The sequence below is a fragment of the Parasphingomonas caseinilytica genome (genome assembly GCF_036663755.1).
Classification (GTDB): domain Bacteria; phylum Pseudomonadota; class Alphaproteobacteria; order Sphingomonadales; family Sphingomonadaceae; genus Sphingomonas.
This window is the reverse complement of the sequence record NZ_JAXOJL010000008.1, coordinates 211,098-230,944: the sequence shown is the minus strand read 5'-3', so window position 1 is coordinate 230,944 and position 19,847 is coordinate 211,098. Positions and strand designations below refer to the sequence as shown.

Annotated in this window: 16 protein-coding genes and 1 pseudogene; 11 read left to right on the top strand and 6 right to left on the bottom strand. The window is 65.0% G+C overall.

The genetic code is table 11. The features are described 5' to 3' along the window. The 3 genes and pseudogenes from U1738_RS16580 to U1738_RS16570 form a co-directional block, all read left to right on the top strand. Positions 1 to 97: pseudogene (locus tag U1738_RS16580) on the top strand (IS5 family transposase); the annotation flags it as partial. A gap of 27 nt (positions 98 to 124) precedes the next feature. Next, a complete protein-coding gene (locus tag U1738_RS16575) occupies positions 125 to 2,029 on the top strand; it encodes a TonB-dependent receptor domain-containing protein (RefSeq protein ID WP_332790157.1) in 1,905 nt (634 codons plus the stop codon). Between the two features lie 83 nt (positions 2,030 to 2,112). Beyond that, on the top strand, positions 2,113 to 4,188 hold the full coding sequence (locus U1738_RS16570) for a hypothetical protein (protein ID WP_332790156.1): 2,076 nt from the start codon (positions 2,113 to 2,115) through the stop codon (positions 4,186 to 4,188). On the opposite strand, the gene U1738_RS16565 is transcribed toward U1738_RS16570, so the two are convergent. Both U1738_RS16565 and U1738_RS16560 read right to left on the bottom strand, forming a co-directional pair. Next, positions 4,163 to 4,840 carry a DUF6445 family protein gene (locus tag U1738_RS16565; protein WP_332790155.1) on the bottom strand — a complete coding sequence of 226 codons (678 nt, stop codon included), beginning with the start codon at positions 4,838 to 4,840 and terminating at the stop codon, positions 4,163 to 4,165. The two genes, U1738_RS16570 and U1738_RS16565, sit on opposite strands and share 26 nt — an antisense overlap. Next, positions 4,837 to 6,324 (bottom strand): tryptophan halogenase family protein, encoded by a 1,488-nt coding sequence (locus tag U1738_RS16560; protein WP_332790154.1) that lies wholly within the window; start codon positions 6,322 to 6,324, stop codon positions 4,837 to 4,839. Before U1738_RS16560 ends, U1738_RS16565 begins: the two co-directional genes overlap by 4 nt. Here U1738_RS16560 and U1738_RS16555 point away from each other — a divergent pair. Genes U1738_RS16555 through U1738_RS16545 form a run of 3 tightly spaced genes read left to right on the top strand, consistent with a single transcriptional unit; the run spans position 6,314 to position 7,163 of the window. After that, positions 6,314 to 6,469 carry a hypothetical protein gene (locus tag U1738_RS16555; RefSeq protein WP_332790153.1) on the top strand — a complete coding sequence of 52 codons (156 nt, stop codon included), beginning with the start codon at positions 6,314 to 6,316 and terminating at the stop codon, positions 6,467 to 6,469. The two genes, U1738_RS16560 and U1738_RS16555, sit on opposite strands and share 11 nt — an antisense overlap. Before the next feature lie 60 nt (positions 6,470 to 6,529). Beyond that, positions 6,530 to 6,700 carry a hypothetical protein gene (locus U1738_RS20325; protein WP_443027039.1) on the top strand — a complete coding sequence of 57 codons (171 nt, stop codon included), beginning with the start codon at positions 6,530 to 6,532 and terminating at the stop codon, positions 6,698 to 6,700. A gap of 52 nt (positions 6,701 to 6,752) precedes the next feature. Then, positions 6,753 to 7,163: a hypothetical protein gene (locus tag U1738_RS16545; protein WP_332790152.1), complete on the top strand. Its 411-nt coding sequence runs from the start codon at positions 6,753 to 6,755 to the stop codon at positions 7,161 to 7,163. A 10-nt stretch (positions 7,164 to 7,173) separates the two neighbouring features. Here the strand turns inward: U1738_RS16545 and U1738_RS16540 are convergent, their stop codons facing one another. Next, positions 7,174 to 7,494 (bottom strand): hypothetical protein, encoded by a 321-nt coding sequence (locus U1738_RS16540; protein ID WP_332790151.1) that lies wholly within the window; start codon positions 7,492 to 7,494, stop codon positions 7,174 to 7,176. Positions 7,495 to 7,548: 54 nt separating this feature from the next. Next, positions 7,549 to 8,070 carry a DUF1993 domain-containing protein gene (locus U1738_RS16535; protein ID WP_332790150.1) on the bottom strand — a complete coding sequence of 174 codons (522 nt, stop codon included), beginning with the start codon at positions 8,068 to 8,070 and terminating at the stop codon, positions 7,549 to 7,551. 186 nt (positions 8,071 to 8,256) lie between these two features. Here U1738_RS16535 and U1738_RS16530 point away from each other — a divergent pair, with 186 nt between their 5' ends. The 3 genes from U1738_RS16530 to U1738_RS16520 all read left to right on the top strand — a co-directional run bounded on the left by U1738_RS16530 (position 8,257) and on the right by U1738_RS16520 (position 12,580). After that, entirely contained in the window at positions 8,257 to 9,648 is a 1,392-nt protein-coding gene (locus tag U1738_RS16530) for a M20/M25/M40 family metallo-hydrolase (protein WP_332790149.1), read from the top strand. A 1-nt stretch (position 9,649) separates the two neighbouring features. Further along, the gene (locus tag U1738_RS16525) at positions 9,650 to 10,843 is read left to right on the top strand and encodes an aromatic ring-hydroxylating oxygenase subunit alpha (RefSeq protein WP_332790148.1); all 1,194 of its coding nucleotides are present in this window, start codon (positions 9,650 to 9,652) and stop codon (positions 10,841 to 10,843) included. 129 nt (positions 10,844 to 10,972) lie between these two features. Further along, positions 10,973 to 12,580, top strand: a complete 1,608-nt coding sequence (locus U1738_RS16520) for a phytoene desaturase family protein (RefSeq protein WP_332790147.1) — start codon at positions 10,973 to 10,975, stop codon at positions 12,578 to 12,580. Here U1738_RS16520 and U1738_RS16515 read toward each other — a convergent pair. Next, entirely contained in the window at positions 12,542 to 13,858 is a 1,317-nt protein-coding gene (locus tag U1738_RS16515) for an APC family permease (RefSeq protein ID WP_332790146.1), read from the bottom strand. The genes U1738_RS16520 and U1738_RS16515 overlap by 39 nt on opposite strands. Positions 13,859 to 13,934: 76 nt before the next feature. Between U1738_RS16515 and U1738_RS16510 the strand changes: the two genes are divergently transcribed. Both U1738_RS16510 and U1738_RS16505 read left to right on the top strand, forming a co-directional pair. After that, entirely contained in the window at positions 13,935 to 15,530 is a 1,596-nt protein-coding gene (locus U1738_RS16510; protein ID WP_332790145.1) for a tetratricopeptide repeat-containing sulfotransferase family protein, read from the top strand. Positions 15,531 to 15,665: 135 nt separating this feature from the next. Further along, a complete protein-coding gene (locus U1738_RS16505) occupies positions 15,666 to 18,170 on the top strand; it encodes a TonB-dependent receptor (protein WP_332790144.1) in 2,505 nt (834 codons plus the stop codon). Between the two features lie 690 nt (positions 18,171 to 18,860). Here the strand turns inward: U1738_RS16505 and U1738_RS16500 are convergent. Continuing rightward, the gene (locus U1738_RS16500) at positions 18,861 to 19,772 is read right to left on the bottom strand and encodes a crotonase/enoyl-CoA hydratase family protein (RefSeq protein ID WP_332790143.1); all 912 of its coding nucleotides are present in this window, start codon (positions 19,770 to 19,772) and stop codon (positions 18,861 to 18,863) included. Positions 19,773 to 19,847 lie beyond the last annotated feature (75 nt).

The following is a 19,847-nucleotide window of genomic DNA, read 5'->3' as shown; positions in this document are numbered from 1 at the left end:
GAAGGACTGGCGCCGTGTCGCCACACGCTATGATCGATGCCCAACCGTCTTCTTCTCAGCCATCGCGCTCGCCGCAACCGTCATCTTCTGGCTCTGATCAACGAGTCCTGAGCCTAGCCCCGGCGTGCGTGACAACACGTTCGATTATGCCGGCTACCGTATCAAGGGCGCGCTGGAATATCGCTTCGACGACGGCGGCTACATCCGCATCTCGGCCAAGGGCGGCAATGTCGAGAACGCTTATTATGCCGATCAACCGTATCGCTTCACCAACGGCAAGCCGGGCAGCATCCCCAGCCTCGACACGCAGTTTGGCAATGTCGGCGGCGACGCCTTCGGCAACATCGCGGTGCCGGTTTCGACCTTCGCCCATTCCAGCGGTTTCCGCGAATTCCGCTACAGCGACGGCGTGAAGGCCAAGACCGCGCAGGGCCGGCTCGATTTCGAAAAACCGCTGGGCGAATCGATCACCCTGTTCGGCCATGGCCGCTACCTGAAATATTCGTACGACTTCAACGGCCTGTTCCCCGGCTCGGGCACCGGCAATGCCGGTCTCACCAGCGCGGTGAATTACCTCACCTATCGCCCGACCGGCACCGCCGTGTCGCCGATCAACGACGTGCTGGGCCTGGGCATCGCGGCCTTCCCGAACACCGCGCGCTTCGGCATCAAGAACCTGCGCACCGGCGTCCTGCTCGGCGCGAACCAAACGGCGGCGCTCAACGCGCTGAACGGCAACGGCTTCCTGCAGCGCACGACGCTCAACCATGATTCCATCGACGGACGCGATCTCGGCATCAATGCCGGCGGCACCTGGCAGTATGAATCGGGCGGCCTGAAGAACTCGCTGACCGTCGGCGCGATGTACTACAACGTGAAGCGCGTCCAGGATCAGTCCGCGACCGCCAGCGTCGTCAACGACGTCCGCACCAACAGCGACATCTACGACATCGTCGCGCTGGACGCGAACAACAACGTCATCGGCACGCTGAGCGACAATGGCCTGGTCTCCTACGGCGATTGGGGGGCAGGCATTCGCGAGCGCAAGGATTCGACCTTCTCGCTCTACGCCAACGACGAATTGTCGATCGGCGATCTGCACCTCGATGCCGGCATCCGTTGGGAAAGCGACACCGCCACCGCGTTCGACGGGCAGACCGCCGCCATCAACCAGTCGGTCCAGCCGGGCGTTGTCGGCGTGGTCCGCACGGTCGGTTCGACGTTCAATGGCGTCTATGCTCCGGCCAATTCAATGATAACCGGCCCGGACGGCAAGATCACCCGGTCGAAAGCGTCGTATACGGTGGGCGCGAACTATCAGTTCACGCCGAACCTGGCGATCTATGCGCGCTTCGCCGATGGTTTCCAGACCAACAACATCGATCCGGTTACGACGATACGGTTGTATGAGGCTGGCATCCGGTATCAATATGGCCGAATTTTCACCGGCTCCGCGACGGTGTTCCGCACCGATTTCAAGGATCAGAGCTATAATTTCGCCGATCCGATCAACCCGACGATCCAGAGCAACATCAGGGCCGATCTGCGCACCAAGGGCGTCGAACTCGATCTGAACGTCCGGCCGATCGAGTGGTTCTCGCTTGATCTGCAAGGCGTGTTCCAGGACCCCAAGCTCGTCAATCTGGCGATCAACGGCGCAAATCAGGCCGGGTTCGAAGGCAACCGGCCGGAACGCACCCCGGCCCGTCTGTTCACGATCACCCCGACCGTGAAACTGCCGAACGGCCTGGGCGAAGTGTATGGCCGCTACAAATATGTCGGCAAGATCTTCGCCGATGCCGGCAACGGCGTGGCCTTGCCGAGCTACGGCGTGACCAGCGTCGGCGTCACGTTCAACATCAGCGAGAAGCTGCAGGCGAACTTCAATGCCGACAACATCTTCAACGTCGTCGGCCTGACGGAAGGCAATCCGCGCCAGGGCCAGACCCAGGCGATCACCGACGGGTATTTCTACGCTCGCGGCATCGTCGGCGCGACTTACGGCGGTTCGATCACGTTCAAGTTCTGATCGGCCGGCAAGACGAGATCGGGCGCGCGGCGGCTGGCAGGCCGACCGCGCCTTCGTCATTCTGGAACGCGAAGGAGACGGTTATGCGGCGTTATGTGCAGGGTATCGCGGCCGGCGCTCTGGTGCTGGCGGGCAGCCAGAACATGGCGGCGAACGGGCAGGCCGCGGCAAAGCCGGAACTCGCCTACAATCTGGTCGAGGGACAGAATCTCAACGCCTTCGTGCGCGACGGCAAGGTCGCCGCGCACCTGCTCCTGCGCAACGGTACCGATCCACGCATCCTTATCGCCTTCCCCGCCGGCAATAGCGGCGTCGGCCTGTGGTTCGCGCCGCTCGCCGCGCCCGCGACGTGGCGGCTCGATCAGGCCCCCGCGCCGGTGACGCTGGCCGATGCCAAGGGCCGGCCATTGTACGGCATCGCCACCACCGCCTCGCTGGCGACGCCGCGACTGGCGATCAAGCGGGCCGTGCTGTCGAACGTACGGTTCCTGCGCGACTATCAGGCGGTCGGCCGGTTCCCCGACGCGGTCGCAACCCCGCTGCGGATCGAGGGATCGCGGCTGTTGTATCAGCGTGACCGAGTCGATGGCGCGCCGGGTTATCGGCTCGAGGTCGCGGTGCTGGAGGGGCGGATCGCCGATGGCGCGATCCTCGCGGGCGCAAGCGGACGCATCACCCTGCGGATCGTCGCCGCGAGCGGCGATACGCCGCTGACCGGCCTGACCAAGGCCGAACTGCTCAACGCAAACGCGGCGCGCGATCCCGCCGCGCGCGATGCGCTGGCCTTTCTCAGCTACCGCGAGAAATTCCTCGCCGGATCGTGGCGGTTCGACACCTATTTCGGGCGCGACACGCTGATGTCGGTGCGGCTGCTGATGCCGGCGCTGCGCGGACCCGCAATCGAGGCCGGATTGGGCGCGGTGCTCGCCCGCCTGAATCCTGCGGGTGAAGTCGCGCACGAAGAGGGCCTGTCCGAATTCGCGATCATCGATCATCGACAGAACAAGCAGCCCGGCGGCGATACGCCGACGCTCGATTACGGCATGATCGACGACGATTACATGCTGGCACCGGTCGCGGGCGATTATCTGCTCGATCACGCCCCCCGCCGCGATGCGCTCGCCTTCTTGGCGCGCGCGGTGCCGAGTGCGGGGCAGCCGGGCAGCAGCGCGACGGCGGGTGCCTTGCTCGTCCGCAACCTGCGCTTCGTGCTGGCCGCCGCCGAACCGTTCGCCGCCAGGCCGGATCGGCGGCGCCTGATCGCGATCCACGAAGGCCGGCTGACCGGACAGTGGCGCGACAGCGAGGAGGGGATCGGCCGGGGCCGCTATCCCTATGACGTCAACGCCGTGTTCGTCCCCGCCGCATTGGAGGCCGGCGCGAAGCTGCTGCGGGCCGGTTTGCTCGATCCGTATCTTACGCCCGCCGACCGCATGTCGTTCGGACGCGCCGACGCGATGGCACGGGTCTGGCGCGATCAGGCACCGCACCTGTTCCGCGTCGATGTCGCGCCCCGCGAAGCCGCCGAACAGGTGAAGCTTTATGCCGCGCGCGTCGGCGTGCCCGCCGCGCCGGCGCTCGCCGCGCTGATGGGCAAGCCGCTGACGTTCCATGCCATCTCGCTCGATGCGCAGGGCGCGGCGGTGCCGATCATCAATTCCGACGATGGTTTCATGCTGTTGTTCGGCCATCCGTCACCCGCCGATCTCAACACCTATGTCGGCGCACTCGCCCGCCCCTTCCCGGCTGGCTTGATGACCGATATCGGTCTGCTCGTCGCCAATCCCGCAATCGCAACCCCGGTGGTGCAGGATCGCTTCGCCCCGGCCGCCTATCACGGCGCGGTGGTGTGGTCGTGGCAGCAGGCGCTGTTCGCCGCCGGCCTCGAACGGCAGTTGGCACGGCGCGATCTGCCCGCCACGACGCGATCGATCCTGCTCGATGCGCAGAGCCGATTGTGGCGCGCGATCCAGGCGACGCGCGCGACGCAGAGTTCCGAACTGTGGTCCTGGGCCTATGAAGGCGGGCGCTACCGCGTCGTGCCGTTCGGTGCTGGCAAGCAGGACGTGGACGAATCGAACGCCGCGCAATTGTGGAGCACGGTGTATCTCGCGGTGCAGCCGCCGCGTGCGCCTAGCCGGCGGACAGGAAAGCGGTGACGGTCAGCCGGCCCGTCACAGGGTCGGCGCTGAGCGGCGCATGCGGGGAAATCGCCCCGCTGTGCAGCAGCGCGCTGCGATAGATCACGGCACGATTGTAGCGCGCCTCCACGTCGGCGATGCGCTCGAACAAAGGCGTGCTGCCGCCTGGATACGCCGGAGACGGCTCGCCGCTCTCGCGTAATTCGCCATTCAACCGCGCCAGATAATCGGTCGATCGCGCGGCATCGATCGTCTCGAAGCCGCTGGCGCGGTGCCGGAAGAATGCGGTGCCGTCGTCGCTTTCCGGTGCAAGGTAATGGACCAAAGCGATCCGGCCCGGCTGCACCGCATCGACATGCGGCAAGCGCTGCGCGACGGTGAGATCGGACGGCGGCGTGGTGACGATCGAGAAGCTCGCATCGATCAGGTCGATCGCCCCGGCATGGCCGAACACCCCGGACAGGATCGTCGTCAGCACCGGGCGCACCCGGGCGAAATAGTCCGCCGGGAGGCGCGCGCGAATGCCCGGATAATTACGCTGCGCCGCTGCGAACGGGGTCTTCTGCGCGAACTGGCGCAAGGCATCCGGATCGGGATGGAAGCCGTCGACGATGACGATCGGCTGTTGCTCGGTGCCGATCCGCCGCGCGACGATCTCGGGGCGGATCATCCGGCCCCCGCGCCAGCCATCGCCCCGGCCGCCGCCCCGGCCGCTGCCCCGGCCATCGCCTTCGCCAACGCATCGTCGTGGCGCGGCAGCGTGGGCGCGGCGCGCGCGATCACGTCGGCGATCTGGCGCACCTGCGCCATGTTGGTTGCCGGATCGAGTATATCGGCGAGCGGATTGTAGTTCTCCGCCGTGATCCCCTGTCCGGCCAGCACCGCCAGCCAGCTCGCATCGCGGAACAATTCGTCGCTGCCCAGCATCAGCCGTCCCGATCGGCGATACTGCGCCTCGCGCGCGATCAGGCTCTCGGGCAATCGCATCTCCCGCCGCTCGACCCACATGGGTTCGGTGCGATGCTGCGCATGATAATGCAGGATCAGGAAATCCTTGATCCCGTCCATATCGGCATTCAACAGCGCGTTGAACTGATCGGCCAGCGCCGGGTCGCAATCGCGGTCGGGGAATAGGGTCAGCAGCTTGGCGATGCCGCTCTGGATCAGGTGGATGCTGGTCGATTCCAGTGGCTCGAGGAAACCCGAGGACAGGCCTATCGCGACGACGTTGCCGATCCATGCCTGCCGCCGCGTGCCCGCCTTGAAACGCAGCATCCGTGGCTCGGCCAAAGCCTCTCCGTCGAGATTGGCGAGCAATGTCGCCGCCGCCTCGTCATCGCTGATGAACCGGCTCGCATAGACGTAGCCGTTGCCGGTGCGGTGCTGCAACGGGATGCGCCATTGCCAGCCGGCCGAGCGCGCGGTCGATCGGGTATAGGGCGTGGTCTCGGCGACGCGCGCGCACGGCACCGCCACCGCGCGATCGCAGGGTAGCCAGTGCGACCAATCCTCGAACGTGCCCTCCATCGCGCCGTCGATCAACAGCGCGCGAAAGCCCGAGCAATCGATGAACAGATCGCCATCCAGACGCTCGCCGCGCTCGGTCGTCAGCGCGGAGACGAAGCCGGTCTGCACATCGCGATCGACCTTGCCCAGCTTGCCCTCGACCCGCACCACGCCGGCCGCCTCGGCGATGCCGCTCAGGTGCTTAGCATAAAGGCTGGCGTCGAAATGATAGGCGTAGCCCAGCGTCGAAAGGATCGAGCGCGCATCGCCCGTCGGCTTGGCGAACCGGTTGTCCGCCGCAAGCCGGCCCGCAAGCGAAAAGGCCGATAGCGGTAGGTCCAACCCCGCCGCCCGCGCCTTGAACCAGCGATGATGAAACGCGACGCCGGGCAGTCGTGCGCCGAACTCGCCGAACGGGTGAAAGTAACGGTGCCCCGGGTGCAGCCAATCGACGAACTCGATCCCCAGCTTGAAGCTCGCCTTCGTCGCGCGGAGGAATTCGGCCTCGTCGAGACCGATCAATTCGTTGAACCAGTGGATCGTCGGGATCGTCGCCTCCCCGACGCCGACCGTGCCGATCTCCTCGGATTCCAGCAGCGTGATGCGCACTGCCGGTCCGAACGATCGCGCCAGCGCGGTGGCCGTCATCCAGCCTGCCGTTCCACCACCCAAAATGACGACCGAGCCTATCCTGCGTGATGCGGGCATCGGTGCATCCGCCGCTCCTGAAATCATCTTCAGCATCCTCGACATTCTTGTGATCGTGCAGATCGAACAATGCCGCCGACGCTAGCGTAATCGGCTCAGAAAGCGATATTTTATCGGTGGAGCGACAGGTGGATGCGCCGTCTTATTGCGCCGCGATCATCTCTGTCATTTCGGCTTCGCTCACCACCTCGGCATATTTCGCCTGCAGGTCGAACAGGTTCGCCTCGTGCGGTGCGGGATCGCGATCGCCGCAGGCTTCGCGAACGATGACGTCTCGGACGACGACCTGTCCGGTGGCAATCTGATCGCGTCATGAACCGCGCGGACATCGTCTTTGCGGTTCGGCGTATCCGGGGTAAGATGGGCGCATGATCCGTTCAAAGCCATCTCATCGTCTCGGTCTTCCGCTGGGCATCGCCCTGATCTTGGGCTGGTCGGGCCACGCCTCTGCCCAGGCACAGGATATACCAGCGCCGACGACGTCGCAGGTCGTACCGTCCCTCGCCAGCGACGCGATTCGCCTGAGCGACGCGGAACGCAACGCGATTCTGGACAGCAACACCGTCGAAAGCGCGGCCGTTGCACGTGGCGAAGCGGGCAAGTCGGGCCTCGCCAAACTCGGCATCCATGGCGAGATGGGCGTCATGGTCGGATCGAACGGAACGCGCGGCATCTATGGCGTGGCAGAGATTCCGCTCGGTGAAAACGCGGGCGCAGTAGTGTCGTTCGAATCCAGCCGGTTCGGCGGCTATCGGCACAGGTCCAACACCGCGCCCTGAGTGCTGAAAACTACTTCGCGCAGTCCTTCAAACCATAACGCTTCCACGCAGCATCGGATCGCACCCCCGCTTTTGCCTTGATCAGCGTGCAGGCCAGATCGCGCTGATCCGGCAGCGTGCACTTCGCGACGATGAACGGCCCCTCATTGCCGGCGGGCAGGCAGGACACCTTCTGGCCCATCGTCAGCCCGGCCAGGATGCCACGCGCCTTTTTCGGCACGAGCGCGCCTGTTTCCAGCCCGGCGATGCGGATGCTGGTCTTGTCGCTGCAGACGAGCGTAGTGCCATCCGGCACACCGGCGACGAGACACAGGATCGTGGCAGCCATCATGATAGATCGTCCTCAATATTGACGCGCGGGGCGCCGGAATAATCTGCGGAACGCCTAGCGCTTGATCCGCGGCCGGCCCATGAAGTCCTGCTTGCCCAGCTTCACCCCCTGCGCCCGCAGAATCGCGTAAGCGGTGGTCGCATGAAAATAGAAGTTCGGCTGCGAGAAGGAGAGCAGGAAATTCGCGCCGGTGAACGGCAATATCGTTTCGCCGAACGCGAATTGCGTATCGCTGTCCGCCAATGCGTCGATGCTTTCGCGATCCAGCCCCTTCAGACTGGCGATCGCCCCCTGCAGCACGTCGTGGAGCCCGGCAAAGTCGGTCGGCCATGCCGACCGGTCCGGAGAAAAGCTGCCCGCCTTCACGCCGTCGATCCCGCCGACCGAATGCGCCGCGCAGGATTTCACCTGATAGCCGAACGGCAGCATGTCCGGCGCCAGCCGGGCATCGATCAGATCCGCTTCCGCCCGACCCTGTTCGACGCAAAACGCCTGCGCCTTGTCGAGCAGCGCATCGACCGCCCCCAGAATCTGCAGGTTGGACGGCACGACGGCATCGTAGAGTGAAAACGGCATGATCCTGCTCCAACTATTATGCCGGGCTTATGCGCGTCCTTTACCACCACGTCCACGCGGACGTCGCCTTCTGTTCTACGCCTCTTGGGCAAGCACACGCCATTTCCCCCGAGATCCATTTCACCCGAGACAAGGTGCGCGCCGCGCTCTAGCCTGCGCGCTGATCTTTCGGGAAGGTGACGGCACATGCGGCGACTGGCTTTGGCGACGGCGATCCTCGCTGCGATTACCGGCAGTGCACACGCCGCCGATACCGCCAGCCCCGCCGCGCAGGCCCAGGCGCTGGAGATCGCAAAGCGCGCCATCGCCTTCCGTTCGGTCACCGGCCCCGGCAACCAGACGCCGCAGCTCGCCGCCTATCTCAAATCGGTGCTGGTTGCCGGCGGATTCGCCGATGCCGATATCAGCATCACGCCGGTGGACGACACCGCCTATCTGATCGCGCGCTGGCGCGGCAGCGATGCCAAGTCCAAGCCGCTGGTCATCTCTGGCCATATCGACGTGGTCGAGGCGAAGCCGGCCGACTGGCAGCGCGATCCCTTCACCCCGGTGGTCGAGAACGGCTATCTCTACGGCCGCGGCGCGACCGACATGAAGCTCGACGCCGCGCTCGCCATGGCCGCTCTGCTGCAACTCAAGAAGGACGGCTACAAACCACGCCGCGACATCGTGCTCGAATTTTCGGGTGACGAGGAAACCGCGATGAAGACGTCGGCGCTGATCGCCGAGAAATTGAAGGACGCCGATATCGTCCTCAACATCGATGGCGGCGGCGGCGCGCTGGACGAGAAGACCGGCAAGCCGCTGTACTGGACGTGGAACGGCGCGGAAAAGACCTATGCCGATTTCGAGCTGACCGTCACCAATGCCGGCGGCCATTCCTCCGCCCCGCGCAAGGACAATGCCATCGTCCAGTTGTCGCGCGCGCTGGACAAGATCGGCGCGTATCAGTTCAAGCCCGAGGTCAGCGACCTGACCCGCGCCTATTTCGCCACCGCCGCGAAATACGAACAGCCGGCCATCGCCGCCGCGATGAAGGCCTTCGCCGCCGATCCGGAGGACAAGGCCGCGATCGCCACGCTAACCGCCGATCCCGGTTTCATCGGCAAGATCGGCACGACCTGCGTCGCGACGATGGTGAATGGCGGCCATGCGCTGAACGCCCTGCCGCAACGCGCCAGCGCCAACATCAACTGCCGCATCTTCCCCGGGCATCAGCCCGACGCGATCATGGCCGAACTGGCTAAGGTCGCCGCCGACCCGGCGGTGACATTCAAGAACGTCACCGAAGGCGCAGTGCCCAACGACGCCTCGCCGATGCGCGCCGATTTCGTCGCGGCGGTGCAGACCGCGATGAGCAAGATCTATCCCGGCGTGCCGGTATTCCCCAGCATGGCATCCGGCGCGAGCGACAGCATGTGGTTCCGCTATCACAAGGTGCCGAGCTATGGCGCGAGCCCGGTGTTCATCAAGGGATCGGACGATTTCAGCCACGGCCTGAACGAGCGCACGCCGGTGAACAACATCGCCCCCGCGATCACTTATTACCTATCGCTGTTCCGGACGCTGTCGAAATAACATGGCGCGCCGCTTCGCCGATCTGCCCCAAACCGATCCGCCGGCCGATCCCGACGCCGATTGGAGCCTGCCCGGCTGGCTCTACACCGACGCGGAATATTTCGAGGTCGAGGTGGCGCGCGTCCTGCGCCCGTCATGGCAAATCGTCTGCCATGTCAGCGATATTCCGAACGTCGGCGATTACCATACGCTCGATTATATCGGCGAAAGCGTGATCGCCGTGCGTGGCGAAGACAATGAGGTCCGCGCCTTCGCAAATGTCTGCCGCCACCGCGCGATGCGGCTGGTGGAAGGTCCGGCGGGCGGCGCGAAGAAGCTGGTCTGCCCCTATCACGCCTGGGCGTACGAACTCGACGGCCGTCTGACCGGTGTGCCGATGCGCAAGGATTACCCTGCGCTCGACATGGGCAAGATGGGCCTCGTACCCGTCGGCGTGGAAATCTGGAACGGCTTCGTGTTCGTCCGCCTCGAGGATGACGGCGGCCCCTCGGTGACCGAGATGATGGCCCCCTACACCCCCGAAATCGCACCGTACCGGTTCGAGGATCTGCGCGCGATCGCCCCGGTCCGCACGCGCACCCGTGCGGTGAACTGGAAGAATGTCGGCGACAATTATTCCGACAATCTCCACATCCCGGTCGCCCATGCCGGCCTGACGCGACTGTTCGGCAAGAGCTATGCGATCGAAGCGGAACCGTTTGTCGACAAGATGTCCGGCTATCTCGCCGATCGCCCCTCCGCCGATCCATGGGAGCGGATATACCAGACGCACCTGCCCCGCGCGGAGCATCTGCCCGAGAGCCACCAGAAGCTGTGGCTCTATTACAAATTGTGGCCGAACATGGCGTTCGACATCTATCCCGATCAGGTCGATTTCATGCAGTGGCTGCCGCTGACGCCGACCATTTCGCTGCTGCGCGAGATGACCTTCGCGCTGCCCGACGACAGGCGGGAAATGAAGGTCGTGCGCTACGCCAACTGGCGCATCAACCGCACCGTCAATGCCGAGGACACCTGGCTGATCGAGCGCGTGCAACAGGGTATGGCGTCGCAATCCTACGATGTCGGCCCAATCGGCCGCAGCGAAGTGTGCCTGCGCAGCTTCGCGCGGAAGATCAGGGAGCGGACCCCGGAGGCGAGGCTGCACCGTGCGCCTCCGGCGGGGTGGAGCAAGCGGCCGAGGGCATTGGAATAACCCCTCTCCCATCGGGAGAGGGAGGGGCCCGCCGCGCAGCGGTGGGAGGGTGAGGGTGATGGATGGCGCGGCGGCTCGTATTTGGGTCGCCCTCACCCAACCCTCTCCCAAAGGGAGAGGGCTTTAAGAATGACCAAACAATACGACGCACTCATCATCGGCGGCGGCCACAACGGCCTGGTCTGCGCTTTCTACCTCGCCCGCGCCGGCCTCAAAGTGCGCGTGCTCGAACGCCGCCACATCGTCGGCGGCGCGGCGGTCACCGAGGAATTCCACCCCGGCTTCCGAAATTCGACCGCCAGCTACACCGTCAGTCTGCTGCGCCCCAAGGTGATCCGGGACATGCGCCTGCACGAACGCGGCTGGCGCATCATCGAGCGCACGATCAGCAACTTCTTCCCGCATGACGACGGCTATCTGAAGCTCGGCGGCGGGCAGGCGCGCACCCAGGCCGAATTCGCCCGCTTCTCCCCCAGGGACGCCGAGACCTTCCCGAAATACGAACAGGCGCTCGAACAGGTCGCCGCCGTGCTGCGCGACATGGCGCTGAAGACTCCGCCCAATGCCGGCGGTGGCCTGCGCGCGCTGATCGCCGCCGCCGCGCAAGGCAAACGCCTCGCGGGCATGAGCATCGAGGCGCAGCGCGACGTGATGGACCTGTTCGTCAAATCGGCACGCGGCTTCCTCGATAGCTGGTACGAGAATCCGTTCATCAAGGCCGCCTTCGGCTTCGACGCGGTGGTCGGAAACTATGCCAGCCCCGATACGCCGGGCAGCGCCTATGTCCTGCTCCACCACGTCTTCGGCGAGGTGAACGGCAAGCTCGGCGCCTGGGGGCACAGCGTCGGCGGCATGGGCGCGATCAGCGATTATATGGCCGAGGCGTGTGTCGAAGCGGGCGTCGAGATCAGCCTCGAAGCGCCGGTCGCCCGCGTGCTGGTGGATGGCAACAAGGCCGCTGGCGTAGTACTGGAGTCCGGCGAGGAGATCGCCGCGAAGATCGTCGCCGCCAATGTCGGCCCGGCCTTGCTGTTCCGCCAACTCGTCAACCGCGCCGACATGACACCCGAATTCGCCCGCCGGATGGACAATTTCAAGGCCGGTTCCGGCACGTTCCGCATGAACGTCGCGCTCAGCGAACTGCCCGATTTCAGCGTTCTGCCCGGCTCCGTGAAGGCCGAACATCACACCGCCGGGATCATCATTTCGCCCACGCTCGATTACATGGATCGGGCCTTCATCGACGCTAAGGCGTTCGGCTGGTCCAAAACGCCGATCGTCGAGATGAAGCTGCCGACATCGGTGGACGACAGCCTTGCCCCACCCGGCCAGCACATCGCCAGCCTGTTCTGCCAGCAATTCGCACCCGAACTCCCCGACGGCCGTTCGTGGGACGACGAACGCGAGGCGGCGGCGGAAACGATCATCGACACGGTGACGCGCCACGCGCCCAATTTCCGCAAGTCGATCATCGCCACGCAGATCCACTCGCCGCTCGATCTGGAACGCAAGTTCGGCCTGATCGGCGGCGATATCATGCACGGCCATATGAGCCTCGACCAACTCTGGGCCGCGCGCCCGGTGCTGGGCCACGGCGATTATCGCAGCCCGATCAAGGGCCTGTATATGTGCGGCGCGGGCACGCATCCCGGCGGCGGCGTCACCGGCGCGCCGGGGCATAACGCGGCGCACGAGATTTTACGGGATCGTAGCCTGTTGGGGCGGGTGTTCGGCTGAAACGGTATCAACGGGCGATGCGCGTTTCGCCCACCAATATAGCGGCCAGCCGGTCAGCATCAGCACGAACCCCCATGCGCTCGCCTCCACGCCCGCGCCCCACATCGCCCAGCCGCTGAAACCGAGCCCGAGCGTCGCGGGCATCACCGCCACCCGCCGCACCAATGCCGCCAGGCAGATCGCGGCATAGAGCCACAGCGCCACGCAGGTCGTCAGCAACGCGGCGAATTGAAATGCGCCGCTCAGCGACCGGCTGGCGGTGGAGACGACGAGCAGGCTCGCAAGGCCGCTCGACACCAATTGCATCCGCACCGAAACGTCACGCGCGCTCACCACCGCGAACCATTTCGGCAGCAGCCCGGCCCGCGCCATGCCGAGCGGCACCTCGCCCTGAACGAGCACCCAGCCGTTGAGACAGCCCATCGCCGCAATCGCCGCAAAGGCCGCGACGAACAGCCCGGCACCGTGTCCGACAAACGTCTCCGCAAACAAAGCGAACGGCGCGGGCGACGCCGCGACCTGATCGGCCGGCAGCGCGAAGGCCATGCCCGAGCTGACCAGAATGTAGAGCAGGCCGGTCAGCGCGATGCCCAGCATGGTCGCGCGCATGATATTGCGCGCCGGATCCTGCACCCGCTCCGCCACGCAGCCCGCCGTCTCGAATCCGACCAGCGGAAACAGGGTCAGCGTGATCGCCGCGGTCAGCCCGGCATAGCCCGGCCCGGTTCCCGGCCATGGCGGCGCGCTACCCTGGCCCGAACCCCATAGCCAGATCACGATCCCGACCACGACGATCAGCGGCACCAGCTTCAGCAGCGTCGTCGCCACCTGCACCTGCCCGGCCAGCTTGGTGCCGGCCAGATTGGTCAGCGTCAGCAGCCAGATCAGCGCCACCGTGGCGATCGCGCCGTTCAGCGGCGTCGCCCCCAGCCCGGGTGCGAACACGCTGAGATAACTGATCGCCGCCCCGGCGATCGCCGCGATCGCCGTCCAGCACGAAATCCAGTAGCTCCAGCCGACCAGCACGCCGACCAGCGGCCCCAACACTTCGCCGGCGATCGCGATCGATCCGGTTTCCGCCGGCATCAGCCGCGCCATGGCGGCGATGACATAGCCGATCGCCAGCACGCCCAGAATGCTGACGATCCACGCCACGACCCCGATCCAGCCATAGGGCGCGATGGCGACGGGGAGCAGGAAGATGCCCGATCCGATCATCCCGCCGACGATCAGGGCGGTCGCGGTCCAGAATCCGAACGGTCGTGTCTCGGTCGTCATGTGCTGGCCCCCCGACTGTCGGCCCCAACACGCAGTCTAGGCACGGTTCGTCTTTCGACGCTAAGACTATTCGCGCATGAATACCGTCACCCTTCCCCTACGCGATTACCCGCAGACGCTGATCGACGCCGCACTCGCGTTACACGACAATCGCCTGTCGGACGCCGAGCCGCTGTTGAAGGGACATCTCAAGGCGGATCCGTTCGACGTCCGCGCGATCCGCATGCTCGCCGAACTCGCCGGCCGCATCGGGCGCTACAGGGATGCCGAGAACCTCCTGCGCCGCGCAATCGAGCTCTCGCCCGAATTCACCGCCGCGCGGGCCAACCTCGCCATCGTCCTCTACCGCCAGAACCGCGCACCCGAGGCGATCGCCGAACTCGATCGCGTGCTGGAAGAGGACCCCGACAATCCCGGCCACGCCAATCTGAAGGCGGCGGCGCTCGGCCGGATCGGTGGTTTCGACGAGGCGATCGACCTCTACGAACAGGTGCTCAAAGATGCCCCCCGCCAGCCCAAGGTGTGGATGAGCTTCGGCCACATGCTGAAGACCGTCGGCCGACAGGCGGACGGCATCGCGGCCTATCGCCGATCGATCGAACTCGCCCCCGAACTCGGCGAAGCGTGGTGGAGCCTCGCCAACCTGAAGACCGTGAAGTTCGACGCCGTCGATATCGCCGCGATGCAGGCGCAACTGGCGCGCACCGACATCTCTGACGAAGACCGCTTCCACCTGGATTTCGCGATCGGCAAGGCGCTTGAGGATCGCAAGCAAGCGGCCGAAGCCTTCGCCCATTACGACGCCGGCAACGCCCTGCGCCGCACGAAGATCGTCTACGATGCGCAGGAAACCACCGCCTTCGTCGACAAGAGCATCGCGCTCTGCACGCCCGATTTCTTCGCCGCCCGCACCGGCGCGGGCAGCTTCGTGCCCGATCCGATCTTTATCCTCGGCATGCCCCGCGCCGGGTCCACCCTAGTCGAACAGATCCTCTCCAGCCACTCGCTGGTCGAAGGCACATCCGAACTCCCCGACATCCCCACCCTCGCCCGCCGCTGGACCGACTATCCCGAGAGCCTCGCCACTCTCCCGCCCGAAAAACTCCACGCGCTCGGCGAGGAGTATATCGATCGCACCCGCATACAGCGCCGCACCGATCGCCCGTTCTTCATCGACAAACTGCCCAACAACTGGGCGCATCTGCCGTTCATCCACCTGATACTGCCGAACGCCAGGATCATCGATGCGCGCCGCCATCCGCTCGGGTGCTGCTTCTCCAACTTCAAACAGCATTTCGCGCGCGGCCAGGCGTTCAGCTACGATCTCGCCGATATGGGCGGATATTACCGCGATTACGTCCGCCTGCTCGCGCACATCGACGCGGTCCTGCCCGGCCGGGTCCACCGCGTGATCTACGAACGGATGGTCGAGGATACGGAAAGCGAAGTGCGCGCGCTGCTCGCCGCCTGCGGACTCGATTTCGAGCCCGCCTGCCTCGATTTCCACAAGACCGACCGCGCCGTGCGCACCGCCAGTTCGGAACAGGTCCGCCAGCCGATTTTCCGCGACGGCACCGATGCGTGGAAGCCCTTCGAACCCTATCTCGATCGGCTCAAGGCCGCTCTTGGCCAAGTACTGACCGACTATCCGGATGCTCCCGACTTCGCTTGAGCAAGACGTCGTCACGCAAGCGTTGTAAATCTGTCACGTTACCGTATCGAATTTCGCCGATCGCACGCGCCCCGTTGACGAATGTTGCACTCGCGAACACCCTTCGCGCAACGAAAAGTCGTCAAAAGGGATCTCATGCTTCGAAACGCACGCCGCGCCGCTATTGCCGCGCTGCTCGCCTCCGCCGCACTCTCCACCCCGGCGTTCGCGCAGGACGTGCCCGCCACGCCGGCGGCCGCCGCCGAAGATAGCGGCGACATCGTCGTCACCGCGCAGAAGCGTGAAGAGAACCTACAGGACGTGCCGGTCAGCATCCAGGCGATCAGCACGCGCAAGCTCGATCAGCTCAACATCTCGAACTTCGCGCAATTCTCGCAATTGCTGCCATCGGTCGCGTTCCAGAGCCAGCAGCCCGGCGTCACCACCGTCTATATGCGCGGCGTGGCGAGCGGCGGCGACGGCAACCATTCCGGCTCGCTCCCCTCGGTCGGCGTGTATCTGGACGAACAGCCCGTGACGACGATCGGCGGCACGCTCGACGTGCACGTTTACGATATCGCCCGCATCGAAAGCCTCGCCGGGCCGCAGGGCACGCTCTACGGCGCGTCGAGCCAGGCCGGCACGATCCGCATCATCACCAACAAGCCCGAGCTGCACAATTTCTCCGGCCGCGTCGATGCCGAGGTCAACACCGTCGCGCATGGTGGACAGGGCGGCAAGCTGGAGGGCTATCTCAACGTGCCGATCGCCGACATGGCGGCGCTGCGGGTGGTCGGCTTCTATCAGCGCGACGCCGGCTATATCGACAATGTCGCGGGCACGCGCAGCTTCATCGTCTCCGCGCCCGCAACGCCGCTGGCACCGGGCTATACCGGCACCGTCACCAACGCGCCGTTCGTGAAGAAGGATTTCAACACCACCGAAACCTTCGGCGGCCGCGCCGCGCTGAAGATCGATCTCGACGATAATTGGACGGTCACGCCCGGCGTGATCTATCAGGAGCAGAAGACCAAGGGCATCTTCGGCTACGACAAGCGCGTCGGCGACCTGAAGGTGCAGCGCTTCGCCCCCGATTACCGCCGCGAACGCTTCGTGCAGGCCGCGCTGACGATCGAGGGCAAGATCGGCAATTGGGACGCGACCTATGCTGGCGCCTATCTCGATCGCACGACGCATTCGGGCACCGATTACACCGATTATGCCGAGGCCTATGATGCGCTCTATTCGTCGGTCGGCGGCGTGGCGGGCTATCTGTATTTCCAGAACGCGGCCGGCCAGACGATCGATCAGCGCCAGTATGTCGTCGCCTCGGATCACTTCAAGAAGATGAGCCAGGAATTCCGCGTTGCCTCGCCGCGGAGCGATCGCTTCCGCATCGTCGCGGGTGTCTTCTATCAACGCCAGAGCAATCTGATCCATCAGGATTATCAGGTCGCCAACTTGGCACCCGCTCTGTCCGTCAACGGTTTCGCCGGCACCTTGTGGCTGACCCAGCAGCACCGCGTGGACAAGGATTACGCCGTGTTCGGCGAGGCGAGCTACGACATCCTGCCGAACCTCACCTTCACCGCCGGCGGACGTGCGTTCATCTACGACAACACGCTGATCGGATTCTACGGCTTCGGCCGCAATCCGGCCGGCCCGCCCTATAACGGAGTCGGCAGCAGCGGCACCGGCGTCGCCGCCTGCTTCACCACCACCGGGGCGACAGTGCGCAACAATCCCGGCGGCACATTGCTGCCGCCTGCCGTCGCGGGCGGGCCCTGCACCAATCTCGGCGTGTTCAACGGCGGCTCGGTCGATCCCAAACAGGCCGACGGTCAAGGCTTCACGCACAAGCTTAACCTAACGTGGAAACCGAAGGACGGCCTGCTCGCCTACGCCACCTGGTCGCGCGGCTTCCGTCCCGGCGGCATCAACCGCCAGGGTACGCTGCCGCCCTACGATCCCGATTACCTGACCAATTACGAAATCGGCTTCAAGACCACGCCGATCGATCATCTGCGCTTCAACGGCGCGGTCTACATGCAGGATTGGAAGGCGTTCCAATTCTCCTTCCTCGGCCTCAACAGCCTGACGCAGATCCAGAATGGCTCGAACGCGCGCATCAAGGGCGTCGAGGCGGATCTGAACTGGACGCCGGACCCGTCCTTCTCGTTCACCGCCAGCGGTGCCTACACCGATGCGAAGACGCGCCAGAACATCTGTAGCGCGGCCGACCCGACCTTCGCCTGCGTCACCACGCCGACGGGGGGCACCAACTCCATCCTCGCGCCCAAGGGCACGCGCCTGCCGATCACGCCCAAGTTCAAGGCCAATGCGACGGCACGCTATTCGGTGCCGGTCGGCACGGACTTCAAGGCCTATGTGCAGGGGCTGGTCGCGTATCAGGGTTCGGCCTCGACCGACATTCGCACGGCGGCCGCCGCCGTGCTCGGTCGCCTGTCGGCCTACACCACCGGCAATTTGTCGATCGGCGCGGAGAATTCGCGCTACAGCTTCGAACTGTTCGCGCAGAACATCACCGACGAACGCGCCGAACTCTCGCGCTATCAGGCGTGCAGCGTGTGCAACCAGCGCAACTACACCGTCGTCGCCACCCCCCGCACGATCGGCATCCGCGCAGGGGCGAAGTTCTAGTAAAGGTAGATGCCCTCACCCATCCGTTCGTGCTGAGCCTGTCGAAGCACGGACCGGGTGAGGTACAATATCTATTATCGAATTGATCTAAAGGAGCCGTTCGTCCTGAGTAACCACTGAGCTCTTGTCGAAGTGGTGTATCGAAGGACAGGGCTTGGGGCAGGTCCTTCGATACGGGTCTTCGACAAGCTCAGCCCCTACTCAGGACGAACGGGTTGGTTGGCCATGATAGGGTAATGGCCCACCCCTATCCGTTTGTGCCGAGCCGGTCGAAGCGCCGGTCGATCCCGCTGAAGATGCAAACCGACGACCCCATCGCTCGTTGAGCGTCAAGACCCTCCCGTATTCGTCCAAACCAGCAAGCGCCATTTGATCGGCTGCGACTGAGGGTGGGAATGATGATTTTGCGGCGGAAAAGGATCATTGGCGTTGCTCGTCACCTCGCGATTGCAAGCGCGACATTTGTAGATGCCAGATTTCGGCACCGTAGCGCCGGGATTATAGTCAGTCGTCCAGATGGGCTCAGTGCCGCCTACCTTAAGAACAGAACTCGTATCAACATACCACGCCATTACAAAATTCCCGAATTGCTTAGTTGGTCGGGCAATGTGATGCATCAGGTAGGGACTTGGCTACTTGAGATGAGTTCATTCCGGAGCATCTCTTGCATCGACGCTGGATACTAATCGATCAGCGATACTCCGGCGCATCGAACCACGGCGCGAACTCGTCCCACGCCTCCGACACCCGGTCGGGAAACACCGCCGCGCGTTTCTCCAGGAAGCTCGACACGCCCTCGCGCGCATCGTCGCTCGCGCCGCGTGCCCAGATCGCGCGGCTTTCCAGCCGGTGCGCCTCCATCGGATGCCCCGCGCCCATTCCGGCATACATCATCCGCCGCAACAGCGAGACCGACACCGCCGACGTCTCGGTCGTCAACGAGATCGCCAACGCCCGCGCCGCCGGCAGCAGGTCGTCCGGCGCATGTACGCCTTTCACCAGCCCGCCGGCCAGCGCCTCGGCGGCATCGAACACCCGGCCCGAATAGCACCAGTCCAGCGCCTGACCGATGCCGACCAGTCGCGGCAGGAACCAGGTCGATGTCGCCTCGGGCGCGATGCCCCGGCGCGAGAAGACGAAGCCGAACCGCGCCGCCTCGCTCGCCAGGCGGAAGTCCATCGGCAACGTCATCGTCGCGCCGATCCCCACCGCCGGGCCGTTGATCGCGCCGATCACCGGTTTCCTGGAGGCGAAGATGCGCAGCGCCACGATCCCGCCGCCGTCACGCACCGCCGGATGCGCATAATCCACGCTGCCATCGGCGCGCACCGGCGATTCCGCGCCGTTCCACCCGCCGCTGGTGTCGTAATCGAACGTCGCCGCGCCACCCGACAAGTCGGCACCCGCGCAGAACCCCCGCCCCGCGCCCGTCACGATCACCGCGCGCACCGCATCGTCGGCATCGGTCGCATCGAACGCCGCGACCAGATCACGCATCATCGCGCCGTTGAACGCGTTGAGCCTGTCCGGCCGGTCGAGCGTGATCGTGGCGATTCCGTCCTCGACCGTCAGCGCGATCGACTCGAAGTCGTTGATGCCCATGCATTCTCTCCTGTTGCGCCATGCTAGGCATGCGGATCGGGAACGCACAAGTTTGGCGGAACGCCCTCGTAACGG